The following is a 23,609-nucleotide window of genomic DNA, read 5'->3' as shown; positions in this document are numbered from 1 at the left end:
TCTATTTCCGATAATTCGAAGATTGAGGTGAACGGTGACCATGTCATCGAGACGCGGCCAACGGCGACGGGCGGCCCACCCACGAGTTCGCCGGCCCGGACGAGAAGGGGCTGGCGATCCGCACGATCCGGCTCCAGCACGCCGGCCGCGAAAATGGAACCCTGATCAGCACCTTCGAACATTGGAAGCCCGATTCCGCTGAATCGGTGCCCTACCTGATCAAGCGGAGCACGAATGACGGCCGCAGCTGGAAGACCATCGCAACGGTCGAGGACGGCGAGACCGGCGAGGGCCGTCCGTCACCGGTGAAGTGGACGCCATCCCTGCTCGAACTCCCCCAGCGAATCGGCAAGTACCCGGCCGGCACCATCCTGCTGGCCGGGCTGGTCTGGAACCCTGCCAAGGCGCTGGCCGAGGTTCAGGTCTGGCGCAGCCTCGATCACGGCCGGACCTGGAAGTACGCAGGCGTGGCACAGCAGAGCAGCGCGGACAAGCGGCCGATCTGGGAGCCGTTCCTGTACGTCGCGGCCAACGGCAAGGTGGTGATGCAATTCTCCGACGAGCGGGATCCCGCGCACTCCCAGAAGCTCAGCCAGATCGTCTCGCCGAATGGCGGCGACAGCTGGGGCCCGGTGACCGAGGTCGTCGCAGCGCCGCCGCAGCACCTGCGACCAGGGATGCCGATCGTGACCAGGCTGCCCAACGGTCACTTCGTGCTCAGCTACGAACTCGTCGGCGCGCCGATCGCCGCCGACGCGATGATCAAGGAATCCACCGACGGCATCAACTGGGGCGACCCGGCCGACCTCGGCCGACGACCGCAGACGGCCGATCACCGCTACCTGGCGAGCTACCCGTACATCGTCTGGTCCCCCGGCGGCGGGCCGCGCGGACAGCTGATCCTCAGCGCCGGATACAGCATCGACGGCCGCGAACCGAAGCAGACTCCCGAGCAGCTGCAGTCCGCCCTGGTGAGCTACGACCTCGGCAAGACCTGGTTCCGGATGCACCTACCCTTCAAACCGAAGGCATGCGACGGCACGCTCTGGGGTGCGTCACTCCTACCTTCGAAAGACGGCCGCCAGCTCCGTCTCGACTCACCCGCCGGTCGCCCGGGAAGCACCCACTGCGGCGTGTTCGCCGGCCAGGCCAACGTAGGAACGCTGCCATACCGTGCCGACTTCAGCGCCGGCGACGATCCCGGATGGGCCCGCTACAGCGGAACCTGGTCGGTGAACGCCGGAAAGACGTACGTCCAATCATCCGATGAAGGCGGCAAGAGCCTCGTCGGCTCGACCGGCTGGCGTGACTACCGCGCGACCACCGACGTCACAGTAAACGCCGCGACGACGTCCGCAGGCTTGCTGTTCCGCGTCACCGACCCAGACCTCGCTCCGACCTCGCACGACGGCTACTTCGCCGCCATCGGTGCCGACGGCAAGCTCACCCTCGGACGCAACACCCACCAAGGCTCCCCCGTCACACTCGCCACCGCCGCCGTCCGCGGCGGAGTAAGCGTCGGCACCAAGTACCGCCTGACAATCACCGCCCGCGGCCCCCACCTCACCGCAGACCTCCGCCCGGCCACCTCAGAGCGAGTCCTGGCCTCCGTCCGCGCCCACGACTCCTCCTTCCCCAACGGCAACACCGGTCTCATCGCAACCGCCCCCGCCACCTTCAGCAACCTCACCATCCAGCGCTAACCCAGCGAGGGCGCAGGCCCGGCGCGCGAGGGGTGTGTCGCGCGCCGGACCGGCGGTCAGTTGGCGCGGCTGGTGTTGATCTCGCCGTTCACGCCGGCGGGGAAGAAGCCGCCCTTGGTGGCCTTCTTCGGCGTCAGGTAGACGACGTTGAGGACCTGGTCGGCGCCGCGGCTGTACGCGATGCCGTTGGGGTCGGCCGGGACGATGTTGGTCCGGCCGCGGTACTTCGTGCCCTGGTCGAGGTCGGTCTTGCCGTCCAGGCTGTCCCGGGCGTCGGAGATCGCGACCGACGGCGCCTCGAGCCCGCGCGAGACGAGCGTCGTCCGGATGTTCGCCGCGTGGTACGCCTCGACCGCGAGGATGCCCGCGGCCGCCTCCAGGTAGGTCTTGTTGGAGACCAGCGGCGCGGCGCCCTTGTAGGCCGTGACGCCGACGTCCTCGAAGACGTAGGCGGCGAGCAGGAAGTTGTTCTCGTTGGCGTAGGCGTCGAACTTCTGGCCCGGCTTGATCAGCCCGGCCGCGATCGCCGCCGCGGTGAACGCCGCGTCGATGTCGATCGCCGGGCGCGCGACCGCCGCCTTGCCCAGCGCCTTGCGCAGGAACTTCACGTGCGCCAGCTCGTCGGCCGCGATCTCCTCGGCGTACGCCCGCACCACCTTCGACTGGAACTTCACCTTGCGCCCGCCGCGCACCCCGCCCGGCTTGCCCTTGCCCAGGACATCGGTCACCGGCAGGCCGTGGCCGCGCACCGCGCGCAGGTAGAACTCCGCCTCCAGGTACTCCAGGTTGAGCGCGAAGTTCAGCACCGCGCCGTCACTCGGCTTGCCCTGCTCCTTGCCGTGACCGCCCAGCTCGAGGTCCAGCCCGATCCCGTTGCTGTCGGCAGCGGCCGGACTGAGAGCACCACCGGCCAGCACTCCCGCACCGGCCAGGCCCGCCCCGGCGCCGACCGCGCCGGCCGCCCGCAAGAACTTGCGCCGGTCAACGTTGTTCTCGGCACTGCGATCGATCGCGTTCCGGATGAACAATTTGTCGAACATGCTTACCTACTCCATCAATGAGAGGTCCGGCGCGACCGTCCGGCCACGCCGGTTGCTGCCGGCCACGCCGTCACGCGCACTCGGGCATGGCCATCCGTGAACCACCGACCGGCGGGCCGGCCCATGCCAGCGGTTCTCGGATCGTTCGGCGCGAACCTCCGGGCGGATGGGTCACACCCGTCAGTAATCTCGAAGTCGTCAACTAACCGCCGGAGCGTCCGGACCGATCCATGCCGGACGCCGTCGGCGCGGCGACCGCGGGCTCGTGTCGAACCCGCGGCCGCCGCCGGACACGAGACCACCGGAGCGTCTTGCACCTGGCCCGTCCGGTGTTCTCGCTCCAGCCCTACCTTCGGAGCAGCTCGCCCTCCGGATGGCGTCCGGCTCAGTTGAAGATGTTCAGCAGGCTGTGGCCCCAGTGCCCGTGGCCGCTCCAGCGCGAGCTGACCTCGACGTACAGACCGATGACGATGTTCAGGCCCGAGTGGTAGTCCATGATGGTTCTCCTTCAAGGAAGTGAATCGCCATCGGGTCCGCTTGGCGGGTCTGGACTCGAGAGTCGTGATCGGCGACGAGAGCAACCGTTGCCCTCAGCCACCACTTCGGCACCGCCCGCCATCCGGATGGGTCTTCGCCCAACGCCTGCCGTTCGCCGTCCCCCAAGTTTCGGCCGGACGCGCGCGGGCACCGGTCGGCATTGCCGACGAGAGGAGTGATCGCCATGTCCGTACTCGAGCGGTTCAAGCGCTGGCGCGAGTCGCACAAGCTGAACGAAGCCGACGCTCCCGCCGACCCGACGACCGCAATGACCCGAGCCGAAGGCGGCGATCCCGCAGGCAACACCCCAGCCACCACCGGAACCGGCGAGAGCGGCGAGTTCGTCGGACGAGTCGCCGGCGACGAATCCGACACCGGCATCACCGGCGCCGAAAAGCGCTCCGGCGTCCCAGACACCCCGGACACCGACTCCACGCGGCCATGAGCCAACTCCCACCCGAGCTCCAGCGCCCAGACGGTGTCGGCGCCTAGGTGCCGTACGGCGGGCGGTTGCGGGGTAGCAGGGTGATGCGGGCGGCTGCCGCCTTCGCCTCGATCGCGGCTTCGGGGCGGCCGAGCCGCAGGCCGATCACACAGATCGGGAGGTTGTCGGCGGCCAGCTTCTGGAGCTTGGCGACCTCGGCGTCGGCCCAGGGCTCGTTCGCGTTCCGGACGGACTGCTGCACTGCCATCGATCCCACTTCTTCCTTCCATCTTTTCGGCCCGGTGCCCAGGCCCGCCCCGATGATGCACAGGTGACCACCGGGGTACCGCAGGGGTATGACGAAGTCTGTGTGGCTGATGACCGCAGAAATGCCGTCCTACGAGCGGCTCGGTTCGGACGTCCGGGCCGAGGTCGCCGTCGTGGGCGGTGGGGTGATCGGGTTGACGACGGCTCTGGAGCTGCAACTGGCCGGCGCGGACGTCGTCCTCCTGGAGGCCGGTCGCATCGGCGGCCGGACCAGCGGCAACACGACCGGCAAGGTGACCTCGCAGCACGGCGCGATCTACGCCGACCTGGTCGACAGGCATGGCACTGAGACCGCGAGCCGGTACGCCGCCGCGAACCAGGCTGGGGTGGAACGCGTCGCGGAGCTGATCGATCGGTTCGCCATCGATTGCGAGTTCATCCGGACGCCGGCGTTCCTGTACACGACCGACGACACCGATCTGCGGCGTGAGGCGGAGGTCGCGGCTGCGCTTGGCCTGCCTTCGTCGTACGCCGATCCTGCTGAGCTGGGGCTGCCGGTCGGGGCCACTGGTGTGGTGCGGTTCGACGATCAGGTGCAGCTGCATCCGGCGCGCTATCTGGCGGGGCTAGCACAGGCCTTCACCGCGGCCGGCGGGCGAATCTTCGAGCGATCCCGCGTCACCGCGCTGACGGCCGATGGGTCGGGCGCGGAGACCGAGCCAGGCCACGTCGTCAGCGCCGGGCAGATCGTCGTGGCGACGCTGCTGCCGTTCGGCGTACTGGGCGGGTATTTCGCCCGGACGCGGCCCGTACAGTCCCACGGCATCGCCGTCCGTCTGCCCTGCTCGGCACCGGCTGGGATGGCGATCTCGGCCGGCGGTCCGACCAGATCCACGCGGCCCTGGCCAGGTGGCGGTCCGAACGGGCTGATCGTCGTGGGCAGTGACCACGAGGTCGGCGAGCCGGACGACGCGGCATACGACAAGCTGGCCGACTGGGTCGGCTCGCTGTGGAACCATCGCCTCGAACCCGAGTACCGCTGGTCTGCCCACGACTACAGCACGCCCGACCAGCTTCCCTATGTCGGCAAGGCGCCCGGCTCTCCCGCATTGGTTGCCACCGGCATGCACAAATGGGGGCTCAGCAACGGAACAGTTGCCGCAGGCATCTTGCGTGACCTGACACTCGACGTCGCCAATCCGCACAGCACCCTGTACGACGCCGGCCGGATCGGCGACGCACGGGCCGTGGCCGGCCTGGTGAAAGACAACCTGAAGGTCGGCAAGGAGTTCGCCACCGGCCACCTCCGCCGCCTGCTCGGCAGCGGCCTGGACCACCTCGAACCAGGTGAGGGCGGCCGGTACGACGTCCACGGAAAAACCGTCGGCGCCTACCGGGACCAGGACGGCCACCTCCACACCGTCGTCCCGATCTGCACCCACCTCGGTTGCCCACTTCGCTGGAACCAGAGCGACACCACCTGGGACTGCAACTGCCATGGCTCCCGCTTCACCCCCGACGGCACGGTCCTCGACGGCCCCGCCACCGCTCCCCTGCCCGACCCCGAAGGCTGACCCGGTCGTCAACACCCCGCTGGTGTCTCAGGCTGTGGCAGCAGTTCGAGAATGCGGCGATCTCCGTGGCGAGTTGGAGAAGGGCACGGTCGACTTCGACAAGGTCGATCACGACGAGGGCGAGCGCGGCCCCGGCCCGGTGCCGCACGAGGGACGCCGTCCGCCGCGGGACGAGGACGTCACCTCGGGCAGCGAGGGCCGTCCGGTGGAGCCGCCGGACTGACTAGGGGTGCGGGGTCGCCAGGTCTTTGAGGCCTGCGGCCATGAGCAGTGCGACCGTGGGCACCGGCAGACGGAACAGGTCGGCGACGTCGCCCAGTGTGTGGTCGCCGCATCGAACCAGCGCGATCGCGGATCGCTGACGGCGCGCCGACGCGAACAGGTCGGCCATGCGCGCAGTCGCCGTACCGGCTGTCGCCGGTTCAGCCACGTCGAACCGGCGCATGGCGGTCAGGTAGGTGAGTCGGGCCAGCTCGCGGCGAAGGCTTCCGGGCGCGGCCGCCGTACCGGTGGAGTCCTGACAGGCTCGTGCAACGACTTCGACCACCACCTCCTCCGCGGCCGCTGGGTGGCCGAGGACAGCACGGGCCAGCTCGACCAAGGCCGCACCGTGCCGGTCACACAACTGACCGACGGCCGCCGGATCGCCGCTCCCGGCGGCCGCAAGCAACGCGGCTCGGTCCGCCGGCTGACGATTGAGCTTCTCCAGGGCAGATGTTCGAGCCACTGGGACCTCCTGGCGAGAAACCGGACTACCGCGCGGTACCCGGGCCGAACCGCTGGAAACCACGATCGACGGGTTCGGGTTTGGGTACCGCGCGGGTATGAGTCGGGCGGACGGCGGGTTGAAGCGGGATGTGACGACTGGGCTGTTGTATTTGTTCATCCTCGGCGACACGCTGGGCGCCGGTGTGTACGTACTGGTTGGGCAGGTGGCTGCGGAGTCGGGTGGCGCGGTTTGGCTGCCATTGGTCGTTGCGTTGTGCTTGGCTGTGTTGACGGCGACGTCGTACGCCGAGCTTGCGACGAAGTACCCGCGGGCCGGCGGGTCGGCGCATTACGTGCATCAGGCGTTCGGCCCGTTCGCCGGGTTCGTGATCGGGTTCTGCATGCTGGCGGCTGGGATCGTGTCGGTCGGCGCGCTGGCCCGCGCCTTCGGCGGTGAGTATCTGACCGAGTTCGTCACCGCGCCGGTCGTGCTCGTGGCGTTCGTCTTCCTGGCGGCGCTGGCCGCACTCAACGCCTACGGCATCAAGGACTCGCTCCGCGCGAATGTCGTCGCGACGCTGATCGAGGTCTCCGGCCTGCTGCTCATCGTCGGTCTCGGCATCTGGGTGGTGTCCCGCGGCGACGGCGACCTGTCACGGCTGTCGGACGTCGGCCGCCCGGACACCGGAGCCGTCTCCGCAGCACTCGGCGGCGCAGTCCTGGCCTTCTACTCGTTCGTCGGCTTCGAGACCTCGGTCAACATCGCCGAAGAGACGAAGAACCCCCGCCGTTCGTATCCGCGCGCACTGTTCGGCGCCCTCGCCACCGCGGCCGTGGTCTACCTGCTGGTCGGGCTGGTTGCGAGCGCCGTCGTACCGACCGATCAGCTCGCGGCCTCCTCCGGCCCCCTACTCGAAGTGGTACGCGCGGCCGGCGGCGTACCGGAATGGATCTTCAGCCTGGTCGCCCTGGTCGCGGTCGCCAACGGCGCCCTGCTGACCGGCATCATGTCCTCACGCCTCACCTACGGCATGGCACGCGACGGCCTACTCCCCTCCGTCTTCACCCGCCTACTGCCGAACCGCGGCACCCCCTGGGTCGCGATCGCCGTCACCAGCGCCCTATCGCTCATCCTGGCCCTGACCGGCGAAACCGCCGAACTCGCCGCAACCCTCGTCCTCCTGCTCCTCATCGTCTTCACCGCCGTCAACCTCGCCGTCCTCGTCCTGCGCCGCGACCACACCCCCAAAGACCACTTCCGCGCACCAACCGCCGTCCCGATCCTCGGCATCGCCTCCTGCCTACTCCTCTTCACCCAAATCGACCCGCAAGTCTGGACACGCGGCCTCCTCCTCCTCCTGGCCGTCGCCCTCCTCCTCGGCACCCTCGCCGCCCACCGCCGCAGCTGAACGACGGGGGCGGCTGGGCCGGCTTGGTGGGATGATGAGGGACTGACGAATCGGCTGGGGGCGGATCGTGGTTGTGGAGACGCGCGTTCAGGGTGTGGGGGCGTTGACGGTCGAGGTTCTGGGACCGGTGATGGTGAGAGTGGACGGGCGGTCGGTCGCGTTGTCGGGGCGGCTGCGGACGGTCGCGGCGGTGCTGGCGATCTCGGGCGGACGGCCGGTCGGCGTCGAGCGGCTGGGGCTGGCGATCTGGGGTGACGATCCGCCGGAGAACACTCGCGGCGCCGTCCAGGTCCTTCTGACCCGGTTGCGCCGCGCGCTGGGCGCCGACCTGGTGCGGACCGAGGTTGCCGGTTACGGGCTGAACATCTCGCTGGACGCCGTCGACTCGCTCCGGTTCGAGCGGCTGCTCGACGAGGCCGCCGCCATACCTGAGGAGTCTGCACGTCGAAAGCAGCTCGCGGCGGCGCTGGCGCTGTGGCGGGGTTCGCCGTTCGAGGGCATTTCGTCGACCTGGCTGGACGAGGTGGAGGCGCCGCGGTTGGTCGAGCGTCGGCTGAGTGCCATCGAGGACCGGATAGAGCTGGATCTTCGGGCTGGGTTGGGCAACGAGCTGGTCGGGGAGCTCCGGCAGCTCACGACGCAGCACGGATTGCGCGAGGCGTTCTGGTGCCAGCTGATGCTCGCCCTGTACTGGTCGGATCGCCAGGCAGACGCTCTCGATACCTATCGGCAGTTACGTCGATTGCTCGCTGACGAGCTCGGGATCGAGCCGGGATCCGCCGCCAGGACGCTGCACCAGCGCATCCTCGAATCCGATCCGGCGCTCCGCCCGGATACGGCGTCCGTTGTCGTGCAGGTACCCCGGCAGCTTCCGGGCGCCGTCGGCGGGTTCGTTGGACGAGCTTCGGAGCTCGCCCGTCTCGATGCCTTGACACCAACCGGCGCAGCCGAAGCGCCAACGGTTGTGGCGGTCGTCGGCTCCGCCGGTATTGGCAAGACCACATTGGCTCTGCACTGGGCACACCGCACGGCCGACCGGTTTCCGGACGGCCAGTTGTACGTCAACCTCCGTGGCTTCGATCCGAACGAACAGGTGCTGGAACCGACGGAAGCGCTCCGGAGTTTCCTCGATGCCCTGGACGTACCACCCCAGCGCATCCCTGCCGGCGTGGAGGCCCAGGCGGGGATGTATCGCAGTCTGCTTGCCGGCAAGCGAATGCTGGTACTACTGGACAACGCTCGCGACGCCGAGCAGGTTCGTCCGTTGCTTCCTGGCGCACCTGGATGCATGGTGCTCGTCACGAGCCGCAAACAGCTCTCCGGCCTCATTGCCGCCCACGCTGCGCAGGCGATCTCCGTCGACCTGATGAGCTCGGCGGAGGCGCGGCAGTTGCTAGCGAGCCGCCTCGGTACGGAGCGGGTCGCGGCCGAACCCGTCGCCGCGGCAAGCATCATCGCGAGGTGCGCCCGGCTCCCGCTCGCGCTGAGCATCGTCGCGGCTCGCGCCGCCATCTACCCGGACTTCGCACTGGAAGATCTGGCCGGGGAACTGCACGGAGCTCACGGGCGCCTGGAGGCGCTGTCAGGTGAGGATGCGGTAACGGATCTGCAGGCGGCATTCTCGTGGTCATATCGAGGCCTGCCGCCGCGGATCGGTCGTCTGTTCCGGCTACTCGGCCTGCATCCTGGCCCTGATATTTCAGCGCCGGCCGCGGCCAGCCTCGCCGGTGATTCGCTGCCCGATGTCCAGGCCATGCTGCGCGAGCTGACCCGCGCCAACCTGATCAGCGAGCACCGACCTGGCCGATATCTGCTCCACGACCTGCTTCGCGCGTACGCCGCCGAGCTCGCACAGCAGCTCGACACACCGGACGATCGTCGCGCGGCTCTCACCAGGACGCTCGACCACTATCTCCACACTGCCTTCAGCTGCGCGCGATTGGTGTATCCCCTGCAGATGCCTGTGATCGCGATCGGCACGATGCAGCCAGGCGTCGTACCAGAAACCGTCCCCGATCTTGAGCAAGCGCTGAGCTGGTTCGACGCCGAGTACGCCGTCCTCATGTCAGCTGTCTCGGCAGCCCACACGGCGGGGCAACACGCTCATACCTGGCAACTCGCCTGGACTCTTCTCGGTTACCAGGATCGCCGGTGCTACTGGCAGGACTGGGTCGGCGTTTCGCGCGCCGCCGTGGCTGCCGGCCAAGAGCTGGCGGACGCGTCCGTACAAGCCGCTAGCCACCGGTCGCTGTCACGCGCGCTCTTCCTCAGCGATCAGCCAACGGAGGCGGAGCGGCAGCTCTTACACGCTCTCGAACTATGTCGCAGTGTCGGCGACACCGCCGGTCAGGCCCACACCCACTACGTTCTCGCCAGTTTCGCCGGGCGCCTCGGTCAGGACGCCGAAGCGCTGCAGCACGCGCGGAACGCGCTCGCGGCCTACCGAGCAGCCGGTCAGCCCGATGGCGAGGCAGCCGCGCTCAACGCGCTGGGCTGGTACCACACCAAGCTCGGCGAGTACGTGGAAGCCCGCAGCTACTGCGAAGAATCGCTGGCCATGTTCGAGAAGATCGGCGACCGGCAAGGACAGTCATTCACCTGGGACAGCCTCGGCGTCGTCCACCACCAGCTCGGCGACTACCCCCAGGCTCTCGAGTGCTTCCAGCGCTCCATCGAGCTGTGCGCGGCCGGCGGCCTGCGGTTCGAGGCCGAGACCAGGCTGAACCTGGGCGACACCCACCACGCGCTCGGAGCCGACGAGTCCGCTGAAGCCGAGTGGCGGGCGGCCCTCGCCATCTTCGAGCGCCTTCAGCACCCGGACGCCGCGCAGGCTCGCTCCCGACTCGATCAACTCCGTCCGACCGCCTGAACGCACGGCCGGCTCGTCGAGTAGCGGCCGGAAGGTGGCCGCTATTGGTCGGAGGATGGTCGTATCGGCTCTCGAGGAAGGGAACGGCCATGTTGCGAGGGGTTTGCACTGTCGGGTTCTTCGCTGACGATCTGAAGGGCGCTGCGAGCTGGTACGGCGAGTTGCTGGGTGTCGCGCCGTACTTCCGTGCGTACTTGTGCGAGGTCTGCCAGCAGCGTGGTTTCGGCGACGACCGCTGCCCGACCTGCGGTGTTGCCATGGAGCTGGCTTACATCGAGTTCCATGTCGGCGACGATCAGGTGGAGCTCGGCTTCCTGGACCGGCGTTACGCGCCGACCCCATACGCGAGCACCAGTGCCGTCGCCTGGCATGTTGACGATGTGAGTACTGCGATGACGCGGCTGGTCGCGATGGGTGCGACTGAGCACGAGCCGATCACCGAGCAAGGCGGCGCCGGCTCGGGCTATCTCACCGCCTCGGTCGTCGACCCGTTCGGCAACGTCCTCGGCATCTACCAGAACCCGCACTACCTCGAGATGCTCGCCGCCCGATCCGCGCCAGTGCACTGAGGACGGAGTGAGCGGAATTTGGCAAGAGATTGAGTTTTCAACTAGCACGTCTCGCTGTCGAGACTGGGGGTGCAGTTCAGGAAGCCGCCTAGACAGTGAGGTACTTGATGATGAAGAAGGCTTTGATGGCAGCTGTTGCGATTGTCGGTGCGTTTGGGGCCGTGGTGGCGCCTGCGGCGCAGGCACAGCCGCCGGGATTGGCGCCGGCGGTTGCGGAGCAGGGGCAGGAGTTGACCGCGGCGCAGCAGAAGAGTGCTGTCGTGCGGTTGCTGGCGGCTTACGGGTCGAACGATCCGGCGGCGTTCAATGCCATCAATCCGCAGCGGTTCGTGCAGCATCATCCTGAGATCGCCGATGGAGTGAGTGGGCTCAAGGCGTGGCTCGCTGCGATTCCGGCGGGGAAGATCTCGGTGACGCCGGTGCGGGTTCTGAGCGACGGGCCGTATGTGATGGTGCATTCGCTGACCAAGCTGCCCGACGGCGACTACGCGGCGTGGGATGTGTTCCGGTTCGAGAATCGACAGATCGTCGAGCAGTGGCACGCGCAGCAGCGTGACACTCCGCCGAACGGGGCCGGCCACACGCAGTTCGACGGACCGACCACCGTCGAGGATCGACACCTGACCCAACAGAACAAAGCACAAGCTTGGACGGTCCTCACGAAGGTCTTCCGGGACGGCGACTTCACACTGCTCGACGAGCCACTGTGGAACGCCCGCGAATACGTGCAGCACAGCCACCTCGTCGACGAGGACGGCGCAGCCGCCAGCCGGGAAGCTTTCCGGCAGGCATTCGAGTCAGGAGCGATGAACTACACGAAGGTGGTGAAGATCCTCGGCGAAGGGAACTTCGTCCTGACGATCGGCGAGCTCGAGCTCAACGGACAGCCGGCGTCCGCGTTCAACCTGATCCGATTCAAAGCGGGCAAGGTCATCGAACACTGGGAGATCCTCCCGCTGGCCGGACCGGCGTCCGCGGCGAAGAACCGCAACGGCCTCTACAACTTCCCGCAGGATTCCCTGGTCCCGGGCACCTTCTGACACGAACGACGGGGCCCGGCCGATCAGCCGGGCCCCGTTCCATAGCTGGACGCCGAGTCAGCGCACGGCGAGCACCTTCGGACCGGAGGCGCTCGCCGGAGGCTTGCGGGCGCCGGTGGAGTCGATCCGGTACCAGTCCCCCGGCTGGGACGTCGGCACGTTGGCGCCCTTGACCGCAATCGCCTTCAGATCGGCGCCGGCGAAGAAGACATCGACGCCGCCCTTGTACCAGATGTCGCGACTGGGCCGGCCGCACCAGAAGAGTCCGAAATCCTGCTGCCGGACCGAGAAGGAGCCCGTGCGGACGTAACGACCTTGATGGTTGTAACCCATGACCTCCGCGTTGAGGTATTTGACGCCTTCGGAGTCCTTGATGACGCAGACCTCGACGTGCTGGCCGTTCTTACCGGCCGAGGCGGTGTTCATCCCGGCCAGGGCCGGGACCAGCAACGCGGCAAGGACGAGCGCGCTACGGCTGACGAGCTTCCGCATAGGGGTGTCCGTTCTCTCGATGCACTGTGGGCAGGCCCGGCCGGGGCACTCGGGGTCCACTACAGCTACCCCGGCCGGGCTCGTGACACCCGCTACCTCTCCCCGCCCGGGCTTCGGCAGCGGGTTGACGTGTCACGCCGAGAAGAGTGCGGGACGACGATGTTCAGGCTCCAGGCCAATCAGTGCTCACCGGGTGCTCAGGGGGTGGTCGCGCCGTAGAGCTCGCGGCTCCAGAGGATCTCGGTGATCTCGTCGATACCGCGGGAGAGGTGGCGGCGGTAGGTGCTCATGGGCAGGTGCAACCGTTGCGCCGCGAGCTCCTGGCTGGGGACGCCGCGCAGGTAGGTGGTGGCGACGGCGCGGTGCAGGTGTTCGGTTCGCGCGTCGCGCTCGAGGGTCTTCACCGCTTCGCTGACGGCCTGCCGGACGGCGGCAACGGGGTCGGTTCCGGCCTGGTCGGCGGCGAGGCGGCTGCGGGTGAGTGGGTTGGCTGCGAGGTGGTCGGTCCGGCGCCACGCTCGCAGTACCTTGCGGACCGACTTGTCGAACTCGTCGCGGGACAAGACAGCCAACGCGCCCACCTCCTTGGTTTCGGACTCCGCACCGAGGAGCTCCCGGCTGACGAACTGGTCGAGCCAGCTCTCGACCGGCGCGGATCGCCAGTCGTGCGCGAACAGCCCGAACGACATTTCCGCCGACCGTGCGCACTCGCTGACCCGGATGTGGTCGAAGTACTCCATCTGCGGGCTCCAGAAGGCCGAGTCGTCCGCGACGAAGTAGGACCAGGCCAGCTGGCTCGCCTGCACCCACTCCAGCAGCACGCGCAGCTGAAGCAGGTCGTACGCCGGTGACGGCGGCCGCCCGCCGGCGCTGACGACGAACCGGGCGATCGCCAGATGCTCTCCCCCACGGACCGGGCCGACGGCACGACTGTGCTGCCAGACCGCATCGACGACGGGATCGGTCGCGATCTCGTCGGCGCGCGGCTCAGTCAGCTGGAGCCAGGTCGTGAATCCAATCGGCTCAGCGCTACCGGGCACCCTGTACACGCGGAAAGCGCCCGGCTGCCGCTCCAGCCAGAAGTCGACCAGCCGGCCGGATTCGTCGCCCAGCTCGCGCGCGGCCAGGTCGCGGATCACTTGCCGATCCGCGGGCGTGACCCGCTCCTCGACGATCGCGCCGCCCCTTTCCCAGCTGAAGAACCGCGGCGAGGCCGAGGAGCGCCGGTGCAAGAAGGTCAGCGCCCGGAGGCTCTCGAGCGCGGCCGTCCCATGAAGCGCGCGGGTCTTTCCGAGCAAGTAATCGTTGACGCGGCGGTGGACCGACTCATACCCCTTCGGGTCACGCCAGCGCAGATCGGCCTCCAAGGCATCACGGACGACGTCGTGCGGGAAGACGCCGCCCGGCCCGGAGGCGATGTAGGGCTGCCGCCGCAACCAGTCGAAGGCGGCCTCGGCGTCCGCACCGGGATCGAGGACGGCGCGCAACAGCTCCTCGGTCGTGTCGTACGCATGCGCCGCGATCTGCAGGGTCAGCCGGTGCGTTGCCGAGCTGATCGTGCCGACGATCGCGCTCAGCAGTGTCTGGACGACGTCCTGCCCCGGGGACCAGGCGCCGACCTGCTCCGAATCGCCGACGACATCGACGGCCAGGGCGAGCGCGAGCGGGTGGCCGCTGGCGAATTCGAGCACCTGTGGGACGACGCCGTCCCGCAGACCGCGCGCCTTCAGCAGCGTCGCGGCCTCGTCGGACGACAAGTTGCTCACGGCAATGACCTTGAGGAGGTCCACCCAGGCCGGATCGGCGCGCCAGGCGGCATCCGGCGCGCGCTGCCCGGTCGCGACGACCAGGACGTCGTCCGGTAGGCCGGGCAGGAACTCCTGCCGGAGCCAGCTCTCCAGTCCCCCGGTCCACTCGACGTTGTCGATCAGCAGCACCGACCGCCCCTGGGCGTTGACTTCCCGCCCGGCGCGATCGAACAGGGACGGCATCGGCGCCTGCCCACGGCCGTCCACGGTGATCACCGCACGGGCCTCGCCGCGCGCCAGATCAGCGAACTGTTCGAGCAGCGCGGTCTTGCCGATACCTGGCGGGCCGTGCAGCCATACCAGCGCGAGCCCGTGCCCGGGCGCGGCCCGAAGGGCTCCGGTGAACAGCTCCAGCTCGGCCGCCCGACCGGCGAAATGCCGGCGCCGGGAGGTTTCGAGGCGGCTCTGCAGCGATACTCGCGTGCGGTCGTTCGATGTGTTCATGAGGTCCTTTGCTGGCAGCGACGGCGGCGTCACCATCAGATACATGATATGTCACGCATCAAGATCACTCGGTGAGCGGCGATCGAGCGGCGAATGACCTGGCGGCCGGACGGCGGCGTCCTCAGCATCGTCGCTATGACGAGTCGCTCCCTTGCCCAGCTCGCCGAAGAGGCTCAGGCCGGCCTGACGGCGTCGGTCCTGTCCGTGCCGCCGTCGTTACGGCAGGCGCTCGGCATCACCGGTCGCCGCATCGATCGCGGCGTCGCGCTGTCGATCGCCGAGGATCCCGTCGGCATGGGTTCGGCCGTCATCGGGATCGGCTTCGATCGGCCGGTCGACGCCGGGCTCATCGCGGACCTTCTGGACTTCTACCGCGCGGCCGGCAGCCCCGGCGCCAGCTTCACTTTCGCGCCACAAGCCCTGCCGGACGACTGGGACGAGATCGCTACGAAGTTCGCGCTGGTCCGCAAGCCGACGTACACCGCCCTCGTCCGCGAGACCGCCCGGCCACTGACCTCCACCGCGACCCATCGGGCCCGCCGGCTGAATTCCGAGCACCTGAGCAGCTGGTCGACGCTCGTCCAGCAGTCCTTCGGCCTGAAACCCGCCATCAGCGACCTGCTCGCGGCAACGTTGGCAGCCCCCGGAATGGCCGCGTACGGCGTTTTCGCGGACGACGCCCTCGTGGGGACCGGGATCATCCGGCTCGACGGAGAATCCGCCCAACTCGCCGTCGACGCCGTCCACCCGGACTACCGCGACCAAGGCATTCACCGCGCGCTGATCGCCGCCCGCATCGAGCACGCGCGGGACGCCGGCGTCCGCTGGCTCTTCACCGCCGTGAGTACGCCGCAGTCCGGCATCCCGGGCACGTCGCACCGCAACTTCCACAGCGCCGGTTTCGTGGACCTCTACCCCCGATCGACCTGGATGAAGGACCTCACCGTCGGTGAGCGGGGATTGGGCCGCGATTGACCTGGGCTCTGGGCGGAGATCTTGGCGACCGTGGAAGGAATGACCACAAGGGCAGGTCATAGGGCCCCGGCTCGGATAGCCGGGGCCCGATGCCCGTTCAGGTCAGAGCTGCTCGCGACCCGGGGCGTAGCTGCCGTCGGGGTGCCCCAGCAGGACGCGCACGTGATAGCGAACCTGGGTGGAGTTACGCACCGGGCCGATCCCGCGGACGTTCACCGCCGCCGGTCGCCGGCCAGCCTCGTAGGCGTGGAAGAAGCTCGACAGGCGGCCCCAGCTGTTCTCCAGCTCCTCCAGATCCCGCGGCAATCCGGTGCGGACGACGTGGTCCGGGCCGAGCGCGTCGCGGTAGACGCCCTCGACTCCGTTGAACCGCGCGGCCTCGGCGAGCATCTGGATCATTGTCATCATCGACCGCGCGGTGTTGCGGTTCTCCGCGCCCGGAAGCGGACGGTGCCCGTTGATGCGGCTCAGCTGAACGATGGCGCCGATCACGGCGTCATGCGAGATCGGCGTCTCCCCGCGGCCACGGCCGGCCAGACGCGACAGCGAGTCGTAGTTGCCGCCGAACGGCAACGTGCGCTGGGGCAGCGCCCGGCCCGCGCTGTCCGTCGGCAGCCGGGGGAAGTTCACGTCGTTGAAGTGGAACACCGCCGACGAGTCCTCGGGCGAGAACCCGATGATGTAGAGATTCCGCGGCTCGATCCACACCCGGACACCGATTCCGCCGCCCTCACCCGCCCCCGACGGATCGAACACCAGCCGGGCCTCGATCAGCCCGTTGTCGTCGTCCGTCTGAGTCTGCTGGCCGCCGTCCCGCGATCGGACCGAGGCCGCCTCCCGCAACTGCGCCAGGAATGTCGAGTACGCGATCCGATTCTGGCCGTGCTGGCCGTCCGACAGATTCAGCGTCACGACGCGCGTCCGATGCGACGTGCTCGCCCCGGCGGACGTCCCCTGCAACAGGATGACGAAGCTCAGCAGAATCAACCCGAACATCAACAGCAGCCGTTGGATCTTCCGTACCACCATCTCTTTCCTCCAGTGTCAGCCAGGGCAGGCCGTACGTCGAGGATAGCCGCCCGGCCCCCTCCGCAGCCGGTGGGAATTCTCACCGCCCGCAATGCCAACTAATTTGCCGTCGGCAACGTCCCCACCGTGTTCGGCAGCCGCACTGCGCTGACCAGCTGGGGCCGTCTAGGATCGGGTCATGAACCGCGATGCGAAGGCCACCCGCGCCGCCTTGCTGACGGCGGCCACCGACGAGTTCGCGCAGCACGGGATCGCCGGCGCGCGAGTGGACCGGATCGCGGCCGCGGCGGGCTACAACAAGAACATGCTGTACGTGTACTTCGGCAACAAGGACGCCTTGTTCGACACGGTGTTCGAGGCCGCGGTGGCCGAGATCGTCGACGCGGTCCCGTTCACCGCCGACGACCTCCCGGGCTACGCGGGCGCGCTCTTCGACTTCCACCACCGGCACCCGCAGCTGATGCGGCTCGCCCGCTGGCACAGTCTCGAACGCGGCGTCGCCAACGCGGATATCGCCGCGATCGCCAAAGCCAACACGGCGAAGGTCAAAGCGCTGACCCCGCTCTTGCCCGCGAACGCCGTACCACCCGGCCTGCTGATCACTTTGGTTGTCTCGATGGCGACCGCCTGGTCCGAAGGCACGCCCGAGCCCGCGACCACCGCAAGCCGCTCGGCCGTCGCCGCGCGCCGGCGAGCGGTCGTCCAGGCCGTCGAGCAGCTGACGCACGCAGGCGCACCGGCCTGAGCGGGCCGGCCCTCAGATCCGGACCAGCGCGGCGTACCCCTTCCCGGCGATTAACCAGTTAGTTAGACCTTGGCGTGTCACATTTCTGGCCTGTGCGTGGACGTAGGGGGTGAGGCGGTCGGCAGGCGGCTGACCGTCCACCGCACAGAAGTGGGTAGATCGATGAGGATTTGGCTGGACAGAGAAGGGCGCCGGCGTCCGGGGCGGGTACTCGCGCTGCTGGTGACCGGCGCGGCGCTGGCGCTGGCTGCGTTCAACCCGGCACAGAGTGTGGCGGGCCAGCAGCGGACGCCGAAGCCGACCATCGTGCTCGTGCACGGGGCCTGGGCGGATGCGTCGAGCTGGAACCGGGTCACCGAGCGACTGCAGGACGACGGCTACACGGTGCGTGCGATTCCGAACAACCTGCGATCGGTTGCCGGTGACGCGGCGTCGGTGCGGGCCTTCGTGCAGTCGGTGCCGGGGCCGGTGGTACTGGTCGGGCATTCGTACGGCGGTTTCGTGATCACCAACGCGGCGACCGGGCTGACCAACGTCAAGGCGCTCGTCTACATCAACGCGTTCGCCCCGGACGCCGGGGAGACGCCGTTCCAGCTCGTCGGGCCGGACTCGGCGCTGGCGGTCGATCCCGCGACCGTGTTCGACCTGGTGCCACCGACACTGCCGCCGTCCCCGGCGACGGATGTGTTCCTGAAGCGCTCGACGGTCTTCAACTCGTTCGCGACCGGGCTGAACGGGCACGACAAGGATCTCGTGTTCGCGACCCAGCGGCCGGGCACGCTGGGCGCGCTCAACGAGCCGTCTGCGGCGCCGGCCTGGAAGACGATCAAGTCGTGGAGCGCGATCGGCACCACCGACAAGATCATCCCGGCCGCCGCGCAGCGGGCTATGTCGAAGCGGGCCGGCGCCGTCGTCACGGAGTACGGCGCGGGTCACCTCGGCCTGCTGTCCGACCCGAGGACCGTCAGCCGCGTGATCGAGCGCGCCGCCCGCGGCTGAGCTGGAAGGACAAGCACCATGAGCAAGCACGTTCTGGAACAGGCCGCACAGGGCATCGCGGACGCGACCGCACAGCCGCCGTACCTCTACCAGCTGTCGAAGGAGGACGCCCGCAAGGTCCTGGACGACATCCAGGCGGCGCCGATCCTGGGCAAGCAGCGCGGGGACGTCGCCTTCGTGCACCAGTCGCTGTACTACCCGGTCACCGACGCCGCGCAGAACACCGACAGCTACCGCGAGTTCGCCGACGGCCCGTTCCTGACCGCCAACGGAATGGCCTGGTTCTGGGACGCCTACCTGCCCGACCACACCCGCCGGGGCGACGTCTAGTAGTCAGACGGCAGCGTCGATCAGGCTCGTACCGGGCTGCCTGCGCGGCGTGAACAGCTGGCTGCCGATCTCGTGGTCCATGGACCCGTCGGCGGCCAGCTGCGCGGCTAGCGCTTCTTGCGCGGTTGGAGGGTCGAGGCCGAGGGCCTTCAGGATGTAGGCGCCTTCGGCGAGCTGCTGGCGCGCTCGTTTGTGATCGCCGAGCGCACGGGCGGCAAGCCCCAGAGCGAGATGGCAATAGCCCTGCGACAGCCAGTCGCCGCGCCGCAGCGCGGAGGCCAGCATCAGCTCCTCCGCGGCTCGGACAGCAGCCCAGTCGACGACCGCGGGCACACCCAGGTCGTTGTCGGCGACAACGACCTCCAGAACACTGAATGACACGCTCCAGGATAGGCCGCTCGATGTCCCGGCAAGATCACAGCCACGCCCCGAAATCCGCCCCCGCCGGCTGCTTCGTGGGAGAATGAGGGTGCTTCGACGCAGGCTGGGGAGGCTGAGGCGATGCCAGGTCATCGGGACGCCGGCGTCCGCCGATTCATCGCGAACCGGGAGCGCGTCCGCGACTGGACGGCGCGCTGGCACTGCCCCGAAGTCAGCTGGCCCGCGTTTCGGGAGATTCCGCTGCCGTGGGTCGTCCACCCTCGCGAGCAGCAGCGATGGATCGACCGCCAGGCCCCGAGCCTGGTGAACTACGAATGGCTTCTGGAGGCCGTTCCGACAGCGGGGACCGGCGTGAGCCGCGTCGGCGGCCACTGGCAGTTCGGTCCCGGCCACGCCTTCCGGCAACTCGACATCGAGATCCAGTGCTGGGCGGATCCGCCGTACCTGGCCGAGCGACTCACCCAGGGCGTGCAGGCTGCCGCCCTGGACGACTGGCGTGACAGCGACGTCCAGGGGCTGTTCGGCTGGCTTCTCGAAGGGCTGGACACCAGGCCGATCGGCGACCTGGTGCAGGGCCGGCGCCGGGTCGGGCCGACCCTTTTCGAGCTCAGACGTTCACCGGCGCCGCGGGCGACCGACACGATCACCGGACGGCTGTCACTCCGGCCCACCGGCACCAGGCTCGACGGGCGCCCGCTCACCGCTGACGACAGGTAGCGGCGTTGGGCGGTGACCGGCCAGGAGGTTGGTGCCTCCTGGCCGGAGGGACGCCGTCCTTACTGCTGGTAGAAGCAGCAGGTGCCGGTGGCGCCGGTGTTGAGGTTGATGACGGCGCCGTCGGGGTTCTCGGTGCCGCGGACGTAGTAGCCGCCGAGGCCGTCGTGGGCCAGGAAGGCGCCCCAGGTGAGTAGCCAGTTCTCGGTGCCGTCGTCGGTGGGGAAGGTTTCCGGGAGGGGTTGGATGCGGCGTTGCAGGACCCAGGGCTGGTCCACGGCCGCGGTGAGCTGAGTGGTCCAGGTTTCGGGGTCGGTCTGCCAGCCCAGGAGGACGCCTTCGCCGCCGTGGAGCGCGGCCGGTTTGAGGACCAGCTCGGACTGGTTCTCGGTGGCGTAGCCGACCAGGTCGGCGCGGACCATCCGGGTCCACGGCACCAGGCGGTCGATCGCCGCTTGTTCCTCGGGACGGAAGTGGGAGCGGTTGGCGTCGTCCGACAAGATCGCGAGCGCGCTCTTGCTGCCGTAGAGCTCGGCGTCCAGCGGGGTGAAGATCGCCACGTGCCCGCGCTCGCTGGCCCGCAGGACCGGCTCCAGCAGCTCGACCGCGCCGGGTTTCAGCAGGTCTTCGATCATGAACAGCCGGAACACGATGTCGATCGCGCGATCGCCGTGCCAGATCCGGTCGTCGCGGTACTCGAGCTCGTCGACCGGGCAGGCCAGCGCATCGATGCCGAGCGGGGCCAGCGCGGCCGCGCTGCGATGCAGCTGCGGAGCGAGGTCCGGATAGCTGTCCGGGAAGTCGGCGATCGCCATCACCGGCCGGACGCCGGTCGGGATCTTGGCCTCGATCAGGATGGTCCGCACCACCTGGGCCATCGTCTCGGTGTAGGTCAGCTCGTTGTCCCGGACGAAGTCCGCGATGAACGGGTGCTCGAGCATCGCCTCGTTCAGGACGGCGTTGTCGACGCCGCCGGCGGTGCTGCCGAGGTTGAGCTCGAGCAGCCAGAAGCCGTGTTCGTCGCGGTACAGGTCGGCGCGCCCGAAGCGGCTCGGCGCCGGGCCGCGCCCCCGGCTGACCGCGACCGCCTGGGCCTCGGCCAGGCCGGCGGCCTGGGCGAACCGGACGATGTCGCCGTCGAAGAGACGGTCCGGGATGCTGGTCAGCGCCTGGTGGACCAGCCCCAGGTCCTCGGTGAGCCGCCGGTGTTCGGCGGCTTCCAGGAAGACGGGCCGGGTCAGGCAGCGCCCGCCGTACCCGGTGGCGTCCAGGCGGGGCTCGGCGGCCGCGCGCAGTTCACTCGGTTTGGGCCCGTGGCCGGCTGCGGCCGCGAGATAACTATCGGTCAACGACATAGGAGTACTCCTCCCCAACGGCCGCCTTGGACGTCCCGCGCCGCGAAGTAGTCAACGGGATCTGGGCAACCGTGGCCCGCAGGGTAAGCAGGTTCCGGTGGTGGCCGGAAGAGCACAGCCGTTTATCGGCAGGCGAACGACGGGCTCGGGCGGTAGCTTGTGCTCGTGGACGTGGATCCGGTGGGACACAACCGTGCGGCGTGGGATCGGATGGTCGAGAGGGGGAACGAGTGGTCGCGACCGGTGGACGCCGAGGCCGTTGCCCGGGCGCGGGCCGGTGACTGGTCCGTCGTCCTGATCGGGTACGAGCCGGTCGACCGGGCCTGGTTCCCCGCGGAGCTGACCGGCGTGGACATTCTCTGCCTCGCCTCGGGTGGTGGGCAGCAAGGGCCGACACTCGCCGCGGCCGGGGCCCGGGTCACGGTCTTCGACAACTCGCCGGGGCAGCTCGCGCAGGACCGGATGGTCGCGGAGCGCGACGGTCTGGAGCTGCGGACGGAGCTCGGCGACATGCGGGACCTCTCGGTGTTCGGCGACGCCTCGTTCGACGTCGTCCTCAATCCGGTCTCGAACTTGTTCGTCCCCGAGCTCGCGCCCGTCTGGCGCGAGTGCTTCCGCGTCCTGCGGCCGGGCGGCTCACTGCTGTGCGGCTTCCTCAACCCGGACGTGTACCTGTTCGACGCCGAGGCCATGGAGTCGCGCGGCGAGCTCGTCGTCCGGCATCGCCTGCCGTACAGCGATCTGACGCACGTCCCGGCCGAGGAGCGCGAGCGGCTCTGGGGAGCCGACGCGCCGCTGGAGTACAGCCACTCGATGGCCGAGCAGCTCGGCGGCCAGCTCGCCGCCGGCTTCGTCATCACCGGCTTCGACGAGGCCCCGCACCACGCCGACGCCACCGCGGGCTGGCTACCCGGCTACTACGCCACCCGCGCCCGCAAACCCTGACCCCGAGCTGACGTGCGCCGCGATGTCGTCGGCGGTGGTCAGCCAGACGTCGGGCTGAGCGGCGAGGTACTCCAGCGCCAGGTCGAGATACTTGGCGCGGAACGCCTGGCCGATCACGAACGGGTGCAGGGCCAGCGGCAGGACCCGTCCGCCTTCGGCGCGGAGTACCTCGTACTGGTCCTTGACGATCTGGAGGAACTCGGGGCCGGTGATGCCGCGCGGGAACAGGATGAGGTCGTTGAGCTCGACCGAGTAAGGCACGCTGAGCATGCCGGGGACGTTCAGCGGGTAAGGCTGGTCGTCGTTGGTCCAGTCGAGGACGTAGCTCACTCCCAGCTCGGCCAGGAGCGCCGGAGTGCTGGCGGTCTCGGTGAGGCCGGGGCCCATCCAGCCGCGCGGACGCCGTCCGGTCGCACGCTCGATGGCGCCGACGATCTCGGCGAGCTCACGGCGTTCGTCGTCCGGAGCGAGGTTCGTGTGCAGGGCGGAGTTCGTGCGGCCGTGGGCCAGCCAGGCCCAGTCGCGCTCGACGCCGGCGGCGATGATCTGCGGGTTGTGCTCGGCGACCAGTGAGTTGACCAGCGCGCTGGCCCGGACGCCGTGCCGGTCGAGGATGTCGATCACGCGCCAGATGCCGACCCGGGCGCCGTAGTCCCGCCAGCCGTGGTTCAGCGGGTCAGGGTCCAGGTCGAGCGGCCAGATGCTCGTCGACGGCACGCCGGGCAGAAAGGTCTCGACATTCAGGCCGACATAGCAGGCGACGCGTTTACCGCCGGGCCAGACGAGCGGCGGGCGTTCGGTGATCGGGCTGTAGCTGAACAGGTCCATACCTGGAGGGTAAAATCTGACATCAGTGTCAGAATCAAGCCCGGAGGTCGCAATGCGCATCGGCGAGCTCGCCCGGCGAACGAGCGTCAGCGAGCGCTCCCTGCGCTACTACGAACAACAAGGCCTCCTCGCCTCCGACCGCACCCCCGGCGGTCACCGCGAGTACCCCGACACCGCCGTCGACCGCGTCATCCTCATCCAGGAGCTCCTCGCCGCCGGCCTGCACACCAAGAAGATCGCCGAACTCCTCCCCTGCATGCGCGCCCCCGACGGCACCCCCAACGAACTCGCCACCCCCACCCTCACCCGCGAACTGATCGCCGAACGCGCCCGCATCAACCAACTCATCACCGACCTCACCACCTCCCGCACCATCCTCGACGAAGTCATCACAGCCGCCCTCCACGCATCCCAACCCCGCTGA

Annotated in this window: 24 protein-coding genes; 15 read left to right on the top strand and 9 right to left on the bottom strand. The window is 68.9% G+C overall.

The features are described 5' to 3' along the window. Positions 1–206 precede the first annotated feature (206 nt). A complete protein-coding gene (locus tag ACZ6ZD_RS26605; protein ID WP_465676627.1) occupies positions 207–1,703 on the top strand; it encodes a sialidase family protein in 1,497 nt (498 codons plus the stop codon). Positions 1,704–1,759: 56 nt separating this feature from the next. Here the strand turns inward: ACZ6ZD_RS26605 and ACZ6ZD_RS26600 are convergent, their stop codons facing one another. After that, on the bottom strand, positions 1,760–2,743 hold the full coding sequence (locus ACZ6ZD_RS26600) for a ferritin-like domain-containing protein (protein WP_465676626.1): 984 nt from the start codon (positions 2,741–2,743) through the stop codon (positions 1,760–1,762). 721 nt (positions 2,744–3,464) lie between these two features. Here ACZ6ZD_RS26600 and ACZ6ZD_RS26595 point away from each other — a divergent pair. Next, the gene (locus ACZ6ZD_RS26595; protein ID WP_465676625.1) at positions 3,465–3,725 is read left to right on the top strand and encodes a hypothetical protein; all 261 of its coding nucleotides are present in this window, start codon (positions 3,465–3,467) and stop codon (positions 3,723–3,725) included. Between the two features lie 43 nt (positions 3,726–3,768). Here the strand turns inward: ACZ6ZD_RS26595 and ACZ6ZD_RS26590 are convergent, their stop codons facing one another. Beyond that, positions 3,769–3,972 (bottom strand): hypothetical protein, encoded by a 204-nt coding sequence (locus ACZ6ZD_RS26590; protein WP_465676624.1) that lies wholly within the window; start codon positions 3,970–3,972, stop codon positions 3,769–3,771. 88 nt (positions 3,973–4,060) lie between these two features. Here ACZ6ZD_RS26590 and ACZ6ZD_RS26585 point away from each other — a divergent pair, with 88 nt between their 5' ends. Together ACZ6ZD_RS26585 and ACZ6ZD_RS26580 are read left to right on the top strand one after the other, a co-directional pair. Further along, positions 4,061–5,545, top strand: a complete 1,485-nt coding sequence (locus ACZ6ZD_RS26585; protein ID WP_465676623.1) for an FAD-dependent oxidoreductase — start codon at positions 4,061–4,063, stop codon at positions 5,543–5,545. Positions 5,546–5,579: 34 nt separating this feature from the next. Then, positions 5,580–5,768: a hypothetical protein gene (locus ACZ6ZD_RS26580; protein WP_465676622.1), complete on the top strand. Its 189-nt coding sequence runs from the start codon at positions 5,580–5,582 to the stop codon at positions 5,766–5,768. Here ACZ6ZD_RS26580 and ACZ6ZD_RS26575 read toward each other — a convergent pair whose 3' ends face one another. After that, on the bottom strand, positions 5,769–6,272 hold the full coding sequence (locus tag ACZ6ZD_RS26575; protein WP_465676621.1) for a hypothetical protein: 504 nt from the start codon (positions 6,270–6,272) through the stop codon (positions 5,769–5,771). A gap of 97 nt (positions 6,273–6,369) precedes the next feature. Here ACZ6ZD_RS26575 and ACZ6ZD_RS26570 point away from each other — a divergent pair, with 97 nt between their 5' ends. From ACZ6ZD_RS26570 to ACZ6ZD_RS26555, 4 genes are all read left to right on the top strand, one after another. Beyond that, a complete protein-coding gene (locus ACZ6ZD_RS26570) occupies positions 6,370–7,662 on the top strand; it encodes an APC family permease (protein WP_465676620.1) in 1,293 nt (430 codons plus the stop codon). A 130-nt stretch (positions 7,663–7,792) separates the two neighbouring features. Next, positions 7,793–10,531 (top strand): AfsR/SARP family transcriptional regulator, encoded by a 2,739-nt coding sequence (locus tag ACZ6ZD_RS26565; protein ID WP_465676619.1) that lies wholly within the window; start codon positions 7,793–7,795, stop codon positions 10,529–10,531. Positions 10,532–10,620: 89 nt separating this feature from the next. Continuing rightward, the gene (locus ACZ6ZD_RS26560; RefSeq protein ID WP_465676618.1) at positions 10,621–11,100 is read left to right on the top strand and encodes a VOC family protein; all 480 of its coding nucleotides are present in this window, start codon (positions 10,621–10,623) and stop codon (positions 11,098–11,100) included. 125 nt (positions 11,101–11,225) lie between these two features. After that, a complete protein-coding gene (locus tag ACZ6ZD_RS26555; RefSeq protein WP_465676617.1) occupies positions 11,226–12,140 on the top strand; it encodes a nuclear transport factor 2 family protein in 915 nt (304 codons plus the stop codon). A 57-nt stretch (positions 12,141–12,197) separates the two neighbouring features. Here ACZ6ZD_RS26555 and ACZ6ZD_RS26550 read toward each other — a convergent pair whose 3' ends face one another. Both ACZ6ZD_RS26550 and ACZ6ZD_RS26545 read right to left on the bottom strand, forming a co-directional pair. Next, positions 12,198–12,632 (bottom strand): hypothetical protein, encoded by a 435-nt coding sequence (locus tag ACZ6ZD_RS26550; RefSeq protein WP_465676616.1) that lies wholly within the window; start codon positions 12,630–12,632, stop codon positions 12,198–12,200. A 197-nt stretch (positions 12,633–12,829) separates the two neighbouring features. Next, a complete protein-coding gene (locus ACZ6ZD_RS26545) occupies positions 12,830–14,884 on the bottom strand; it encodes an ATP-binding protein (RefSeq protein WP_465676615.1) in 2,055 nt (684 codons plus the stop codon). A 93-nt stretch (positions 14,885–14,977) separates the two neighbouring features. Here ACZ6ZD_RS26545 and ACZ6ZD_RS26540 point away from each other — a divergent pair, with 93 nt between their 5' ends. Continuing rightward, complete coding sequence (locus ACZ6ZD_RS26540; protein ID WP_465676614.1) at positions 14,978–15,859, top strand: GNAT family N-acetyltransferase; 882 nt, start codon at positions 14,978–14,980, stop codon at positions 15,857–15,859. 102 nt (positions 15,860–15,961) lie between these two features. Here the strand turns inward: ACZ6ZD_RS26540 and ACZ6ZD_RS26535 are convergent, their stop codons facing one another. Beyond that, complete coding sequence (locus ACZ6ZD_RS26535) at positions 15,962–16,888, bottom strand: ribosome-inactivating family protein (RefSeq protein ID WP_465676613.1); 927 nt, start codon at positions 16,886–16,888, stop codon at positions 15,962–15,964. Between the two features lie 178 nt (positions 16,889–17,066). Here ACZ6ZD_RS26535 and ACZ6ZD_RS26530 point away from each other — a divergent pair, with 178 nt between their 5' ends. The 3 genes from ACZ6ZD_RS26530 to ACZ6ZD_RS26520 all read left to right on the top strand — a co-directional run bounded on the left by ACZ6ZD_RS26530 (position 17,067) and on the right by ACZ6ZD_RS26520 (position 18,962). Further along, a complete protein-coding gene (locus ACZ6ZD_RS26530) occupies positions 17,067–17,633 on the top strand; it encodes a TetR/AcrR family transcriptional regulator (protein ID WP_465676612.1) in 567 nt (188 codons plus the stop codon). A gap of 162 nt (positions 17,634–17,795) precedes the next feature. Then, positions 17,796–18,632 (top strand): alpha/beta fold hydrolase, encoded by an 837-nt coding sequence (locus tag ACZ6ZD_RS26525; RefSeq protein WP_465676611.1) that lies wholly within the window; start codon positions 17,796–17,798, stop codon positions 18,630–18,632. An 18-nt stretch (positions 18,633–18,650) separates the two neighbouring features. Further along, the gene (locus tag ACZ6ZD_RS26520) at positions 18,651–18,962 is read left to right on the top strand and encodes an alpha/beta hydrolase fold domain-containing protein (RefSeq protein ID WP_465676610.1); all 312 of its coding nucleotides are present in this window, start codon (positions 18,651–18,653) and stop codon (positions 18,960–18,962) included. Between the two features lie 3 nt (positions 18,963–18,965). On the opposite strand, the gene ACZ6ZD_RS26515 is transcribed toward ACZ6ZD_RS26520, so the two are convergent. After that, positions 18,966–19,343 carry a hypothetical protein gene (locus ACZ6ZD_RS26515; RefSeq protein ID WP_465676609.1) on the bottom strand — a complete coding sequence of 126 codons (378 nt, stop codon included), beginning with the start codon at positions 19,341–19,343 and terminating at the stop codon, positions 18,966–18,968. A 120-nt stretch (positions 19,344–19,463) separates the two neighbouring features. Here ACZ6ZD_RS26515 and ACZ6ZD_RS26510 point away from each other — a divergent pair, with 120 nt between their 5' ends. Beyond that, positions 19,464–20,060, top strand: coding sequence for a hypothetical protein (locus tag ACZ6ZD_RS26510; protein WP_465676608.1), 597 nt, complete (start codon positions 19,464–19,466; stop codon positions 20,058–20,060). A 59-nt stretch (positions 20,061–20,119) separates the two neighbouring features. On the opposite strand, the gene ACZ6ZD_RS26505 is transcribed toward ACZ6ZD_RS26510, so the two are convergent. Further along, complete coding sequence (locus tag ACZ6ZD_RS26505; protein WP_465676607.1) at positions 20,120–21,412, bottom strand: hypothetical protein; 1,293 nt, start codon at positions 21,410–21,412, stop codon at positions 20,120–20,122. A 210-nt stretch (positions 21,413–21,622) separates the two neighbouring features. Here ACZ6ZD_RS26505 and ACZ6ZD_RS26500 point away from each other — a divergent pair, with 210 nt between their 5' ends. After that, positions 21,623–22,357 (top strand): class I SAM-dependent methyltransferase, encoded by a 735-nt coding sequence (locus ACZ6ZD_RS26500; RefSeq protein ID WP_465676606.1) that lies wholly within the window; start codon positions 21,623–21,625, stop codon positions 22,355–22,357. On the opposite strand, the gene ACZ6ZD_RS26495 is transcribed toward ACZ6ZD_RS26500, so the two are convergent. After that, positions 22,319–23,185 carry a polysaccharide deacetylase family protein gene (locus ACZ6ZD_RS26495; protein ID WP_465676605.1) on the bottom strand — a complete coding sequence of 289 codons (867 nt, stop codon included), beginning with the start codon at positions 23,183–23,185 and terminating at the stop codon, positions 22,319–22,321. The two genes, ACZ6ZD_RS26500 and ACZ6ZD_RS26495, sit on opposite strands and share 39 nt — an antisense overlap. A gap of 52 nt (positions 23,186–23,237) precedes the next feature. Here ACZ6ZD_RS26495 and ACZ6ZD_RS26490 point away from each other — a divergent pair, with 52 nt between their 5' ends. Next, entirely contained in the window at positions 23,238–23,609 is a 372-nt protein-coding gene (locus ACZ6ZD_RS26490; protein ID WP_465676604.1) for a MerR family transcriptional regulator, read from the top strand.

It is taken from the genome of Kribbella sp. NPDC104218, assembly GCF_055584105.1.
This window is presented reverse-complemented; position numbering and strand designations above follow the sequence as displayed.

What these genes read in the sequence shown, in the direction of transcription:
- ACZ6ZD_RS26600 (WP_465676626.1), bottom strand. Translation starts at nt 2,743, where the DNA reads ATGTTCGACAAATTGTTCATCCGGAACGCGATCGATCGCAGTGCCGAG.
- ACZ6ZD_RS26505 (WP_465676607.1), bottom strand. Translation starts at nt 21,412, where the DNA reads ATGTCGTTGACCGATAGTTATCTCGCGGCCGCAGCCGGCCACGGGCCC.
- ACZ6ZD_RS26525 (WP_465676611.1), top strand. Translation starts at nt 17,796, where the DNA reads ATGAGGATTTGGCTGGACAGAGAAGGGCGCCGGCGTCCGGGGCGGGTA.
- ACZ6ZD_RS26570 (WP_465676620.1), top strand. Translation starts at nt 6,370, where the DNA reads ATGAGTCGGGCGGACGGCGGGTTGAAGCGGGATGTGACGACTGGGCTG.
- ACZ6ZD_RS26530 (WP_465676612.1), top strand. Translation starts at nt 17,067, where the DNA reads ATGAACCGCGATGCGAAGGCCACCCGCGCCGCCTTGCTGACGGCGGCC.
- ACZ6ZD_RS26565 (WP_465676619.1), top strand. Translation starts at nt 7,793, where the DNA reads ATGGTGAGAGTGGACGGGCGGTCGGTCGCGTTGTCGGGGCGGCTGCGG.
- ACZ6ZD_RS26490 (WP_465676604.1), top strand. Translation starts at nt 23,238, where the DNA reads ATGCGCATCGGCGAGCTCGCCCGGCGAACGAGCGTCAGCGAGCGCTCC.
- ACZ6ZD_RS26510 (WP_465676608.1), top strand. Translation starts at nt 19,464, where the DNA reads ATGCCAGGTCATCGGGACGCCGGCGTCCGCCGATTCATCGCGAACCGG.
- ACZ6ZD_RS26545 (WP_465676615.1), bottom strand. Translation starts at nt 14,884, where the DNA reads ATGAACACATCGAACGACCGCACGCGAGTATCGCTGCAGAGCCGCCTC.
- ACZ6ZD_RS26595 (WP_465676625.1), top strand. Translation starts at nt 3,465, where the DNA reads ATGTCCGTACTCGAGCGGTTCAAGCGCTGGCGCGAGTCGCACAAGCTG.
- ACZ6ZD_RS26535 (WP_465676613.1), bottom strand. Translation starts at nt 16,888, where the DNA reads ATGGTGGTACGGAAGATCCAACGGCTGCTGTTGATGTTCGGGTTGATT.
- ACZ6ZD_RS26560 (WP_465676618.1), top strand. Translation starts at nt 10,621, where the DNA reads ATGTTGCGAGGGGTTTGCACTGTCGGGTTCTTCGCTGACGATCTGAAG.
- ACZ6ZD_RS26590 (WP_465676624.1), bottom strand. Translation starts at nt 3,972, where the DNA reads ATGGCAGTGCAGCAGTCCGTCCGGAACGCGAACGAGCCCTGGGCCGAC.
- ACZ6ZD_RS26495 (WP_465676605.1), bottom strand. Translation starts at nt 23,185, where the DNA reads ATGGACCTGTTCAGCTACAGCCCGATCACCGAACGCCCGCCGCTCGTC.
- ACZ6ZD_RS26550 (WP_465676616.1), bottom strand. Translation starts at nt 12,632, where the DNA reads ATGCGGAAGCTCGTCAGCCGTAGCGCGCTCGTCCTTGCCGCGTTGCTG.
- ACZ6ZD_RS26520 (WP_465676610.1), top strand. Translation starts at nt 18,651, where the DNA reads ATGAGCAAGCACGTTCTGGAACAGGCCGCACAGGGCATCGCGGACGCG.
- ACZ6ZD_RS26555 (WP_465676617.1), top strand. Translation starts at nt 11,226, where the DNA reads ATGGCAGCTGTTGCGATTGTCGGTGCGTTTGGGGCCGTGGTGGCGCCT.
- ACZ6ZD_RS26500 (WP_465676606.1), top strand. Translation starts at nt 21,623, where the DNA reads ATGGTCGAGAGGGGGAACGAGTGGTCGCGACCGGTGGACGCCGAGGCC.
- ACZ6ZD_RS26585 (WP_465676623.1), top strand. Translation starts at nt 4,061, where the DNA reads ATGACGAAGTCTGTGTGGCTGATGACCGCAGAAATGCCGTCCTACGAG.
- ACZ6ZD_RS26540 (WP_465676614.1), top strand. Translation starts at nt 14,978, where the DNA reads ATGACCTGGCGGCCGGACGGCGGCGTCCTCAGCATCGTCGCTATGACG.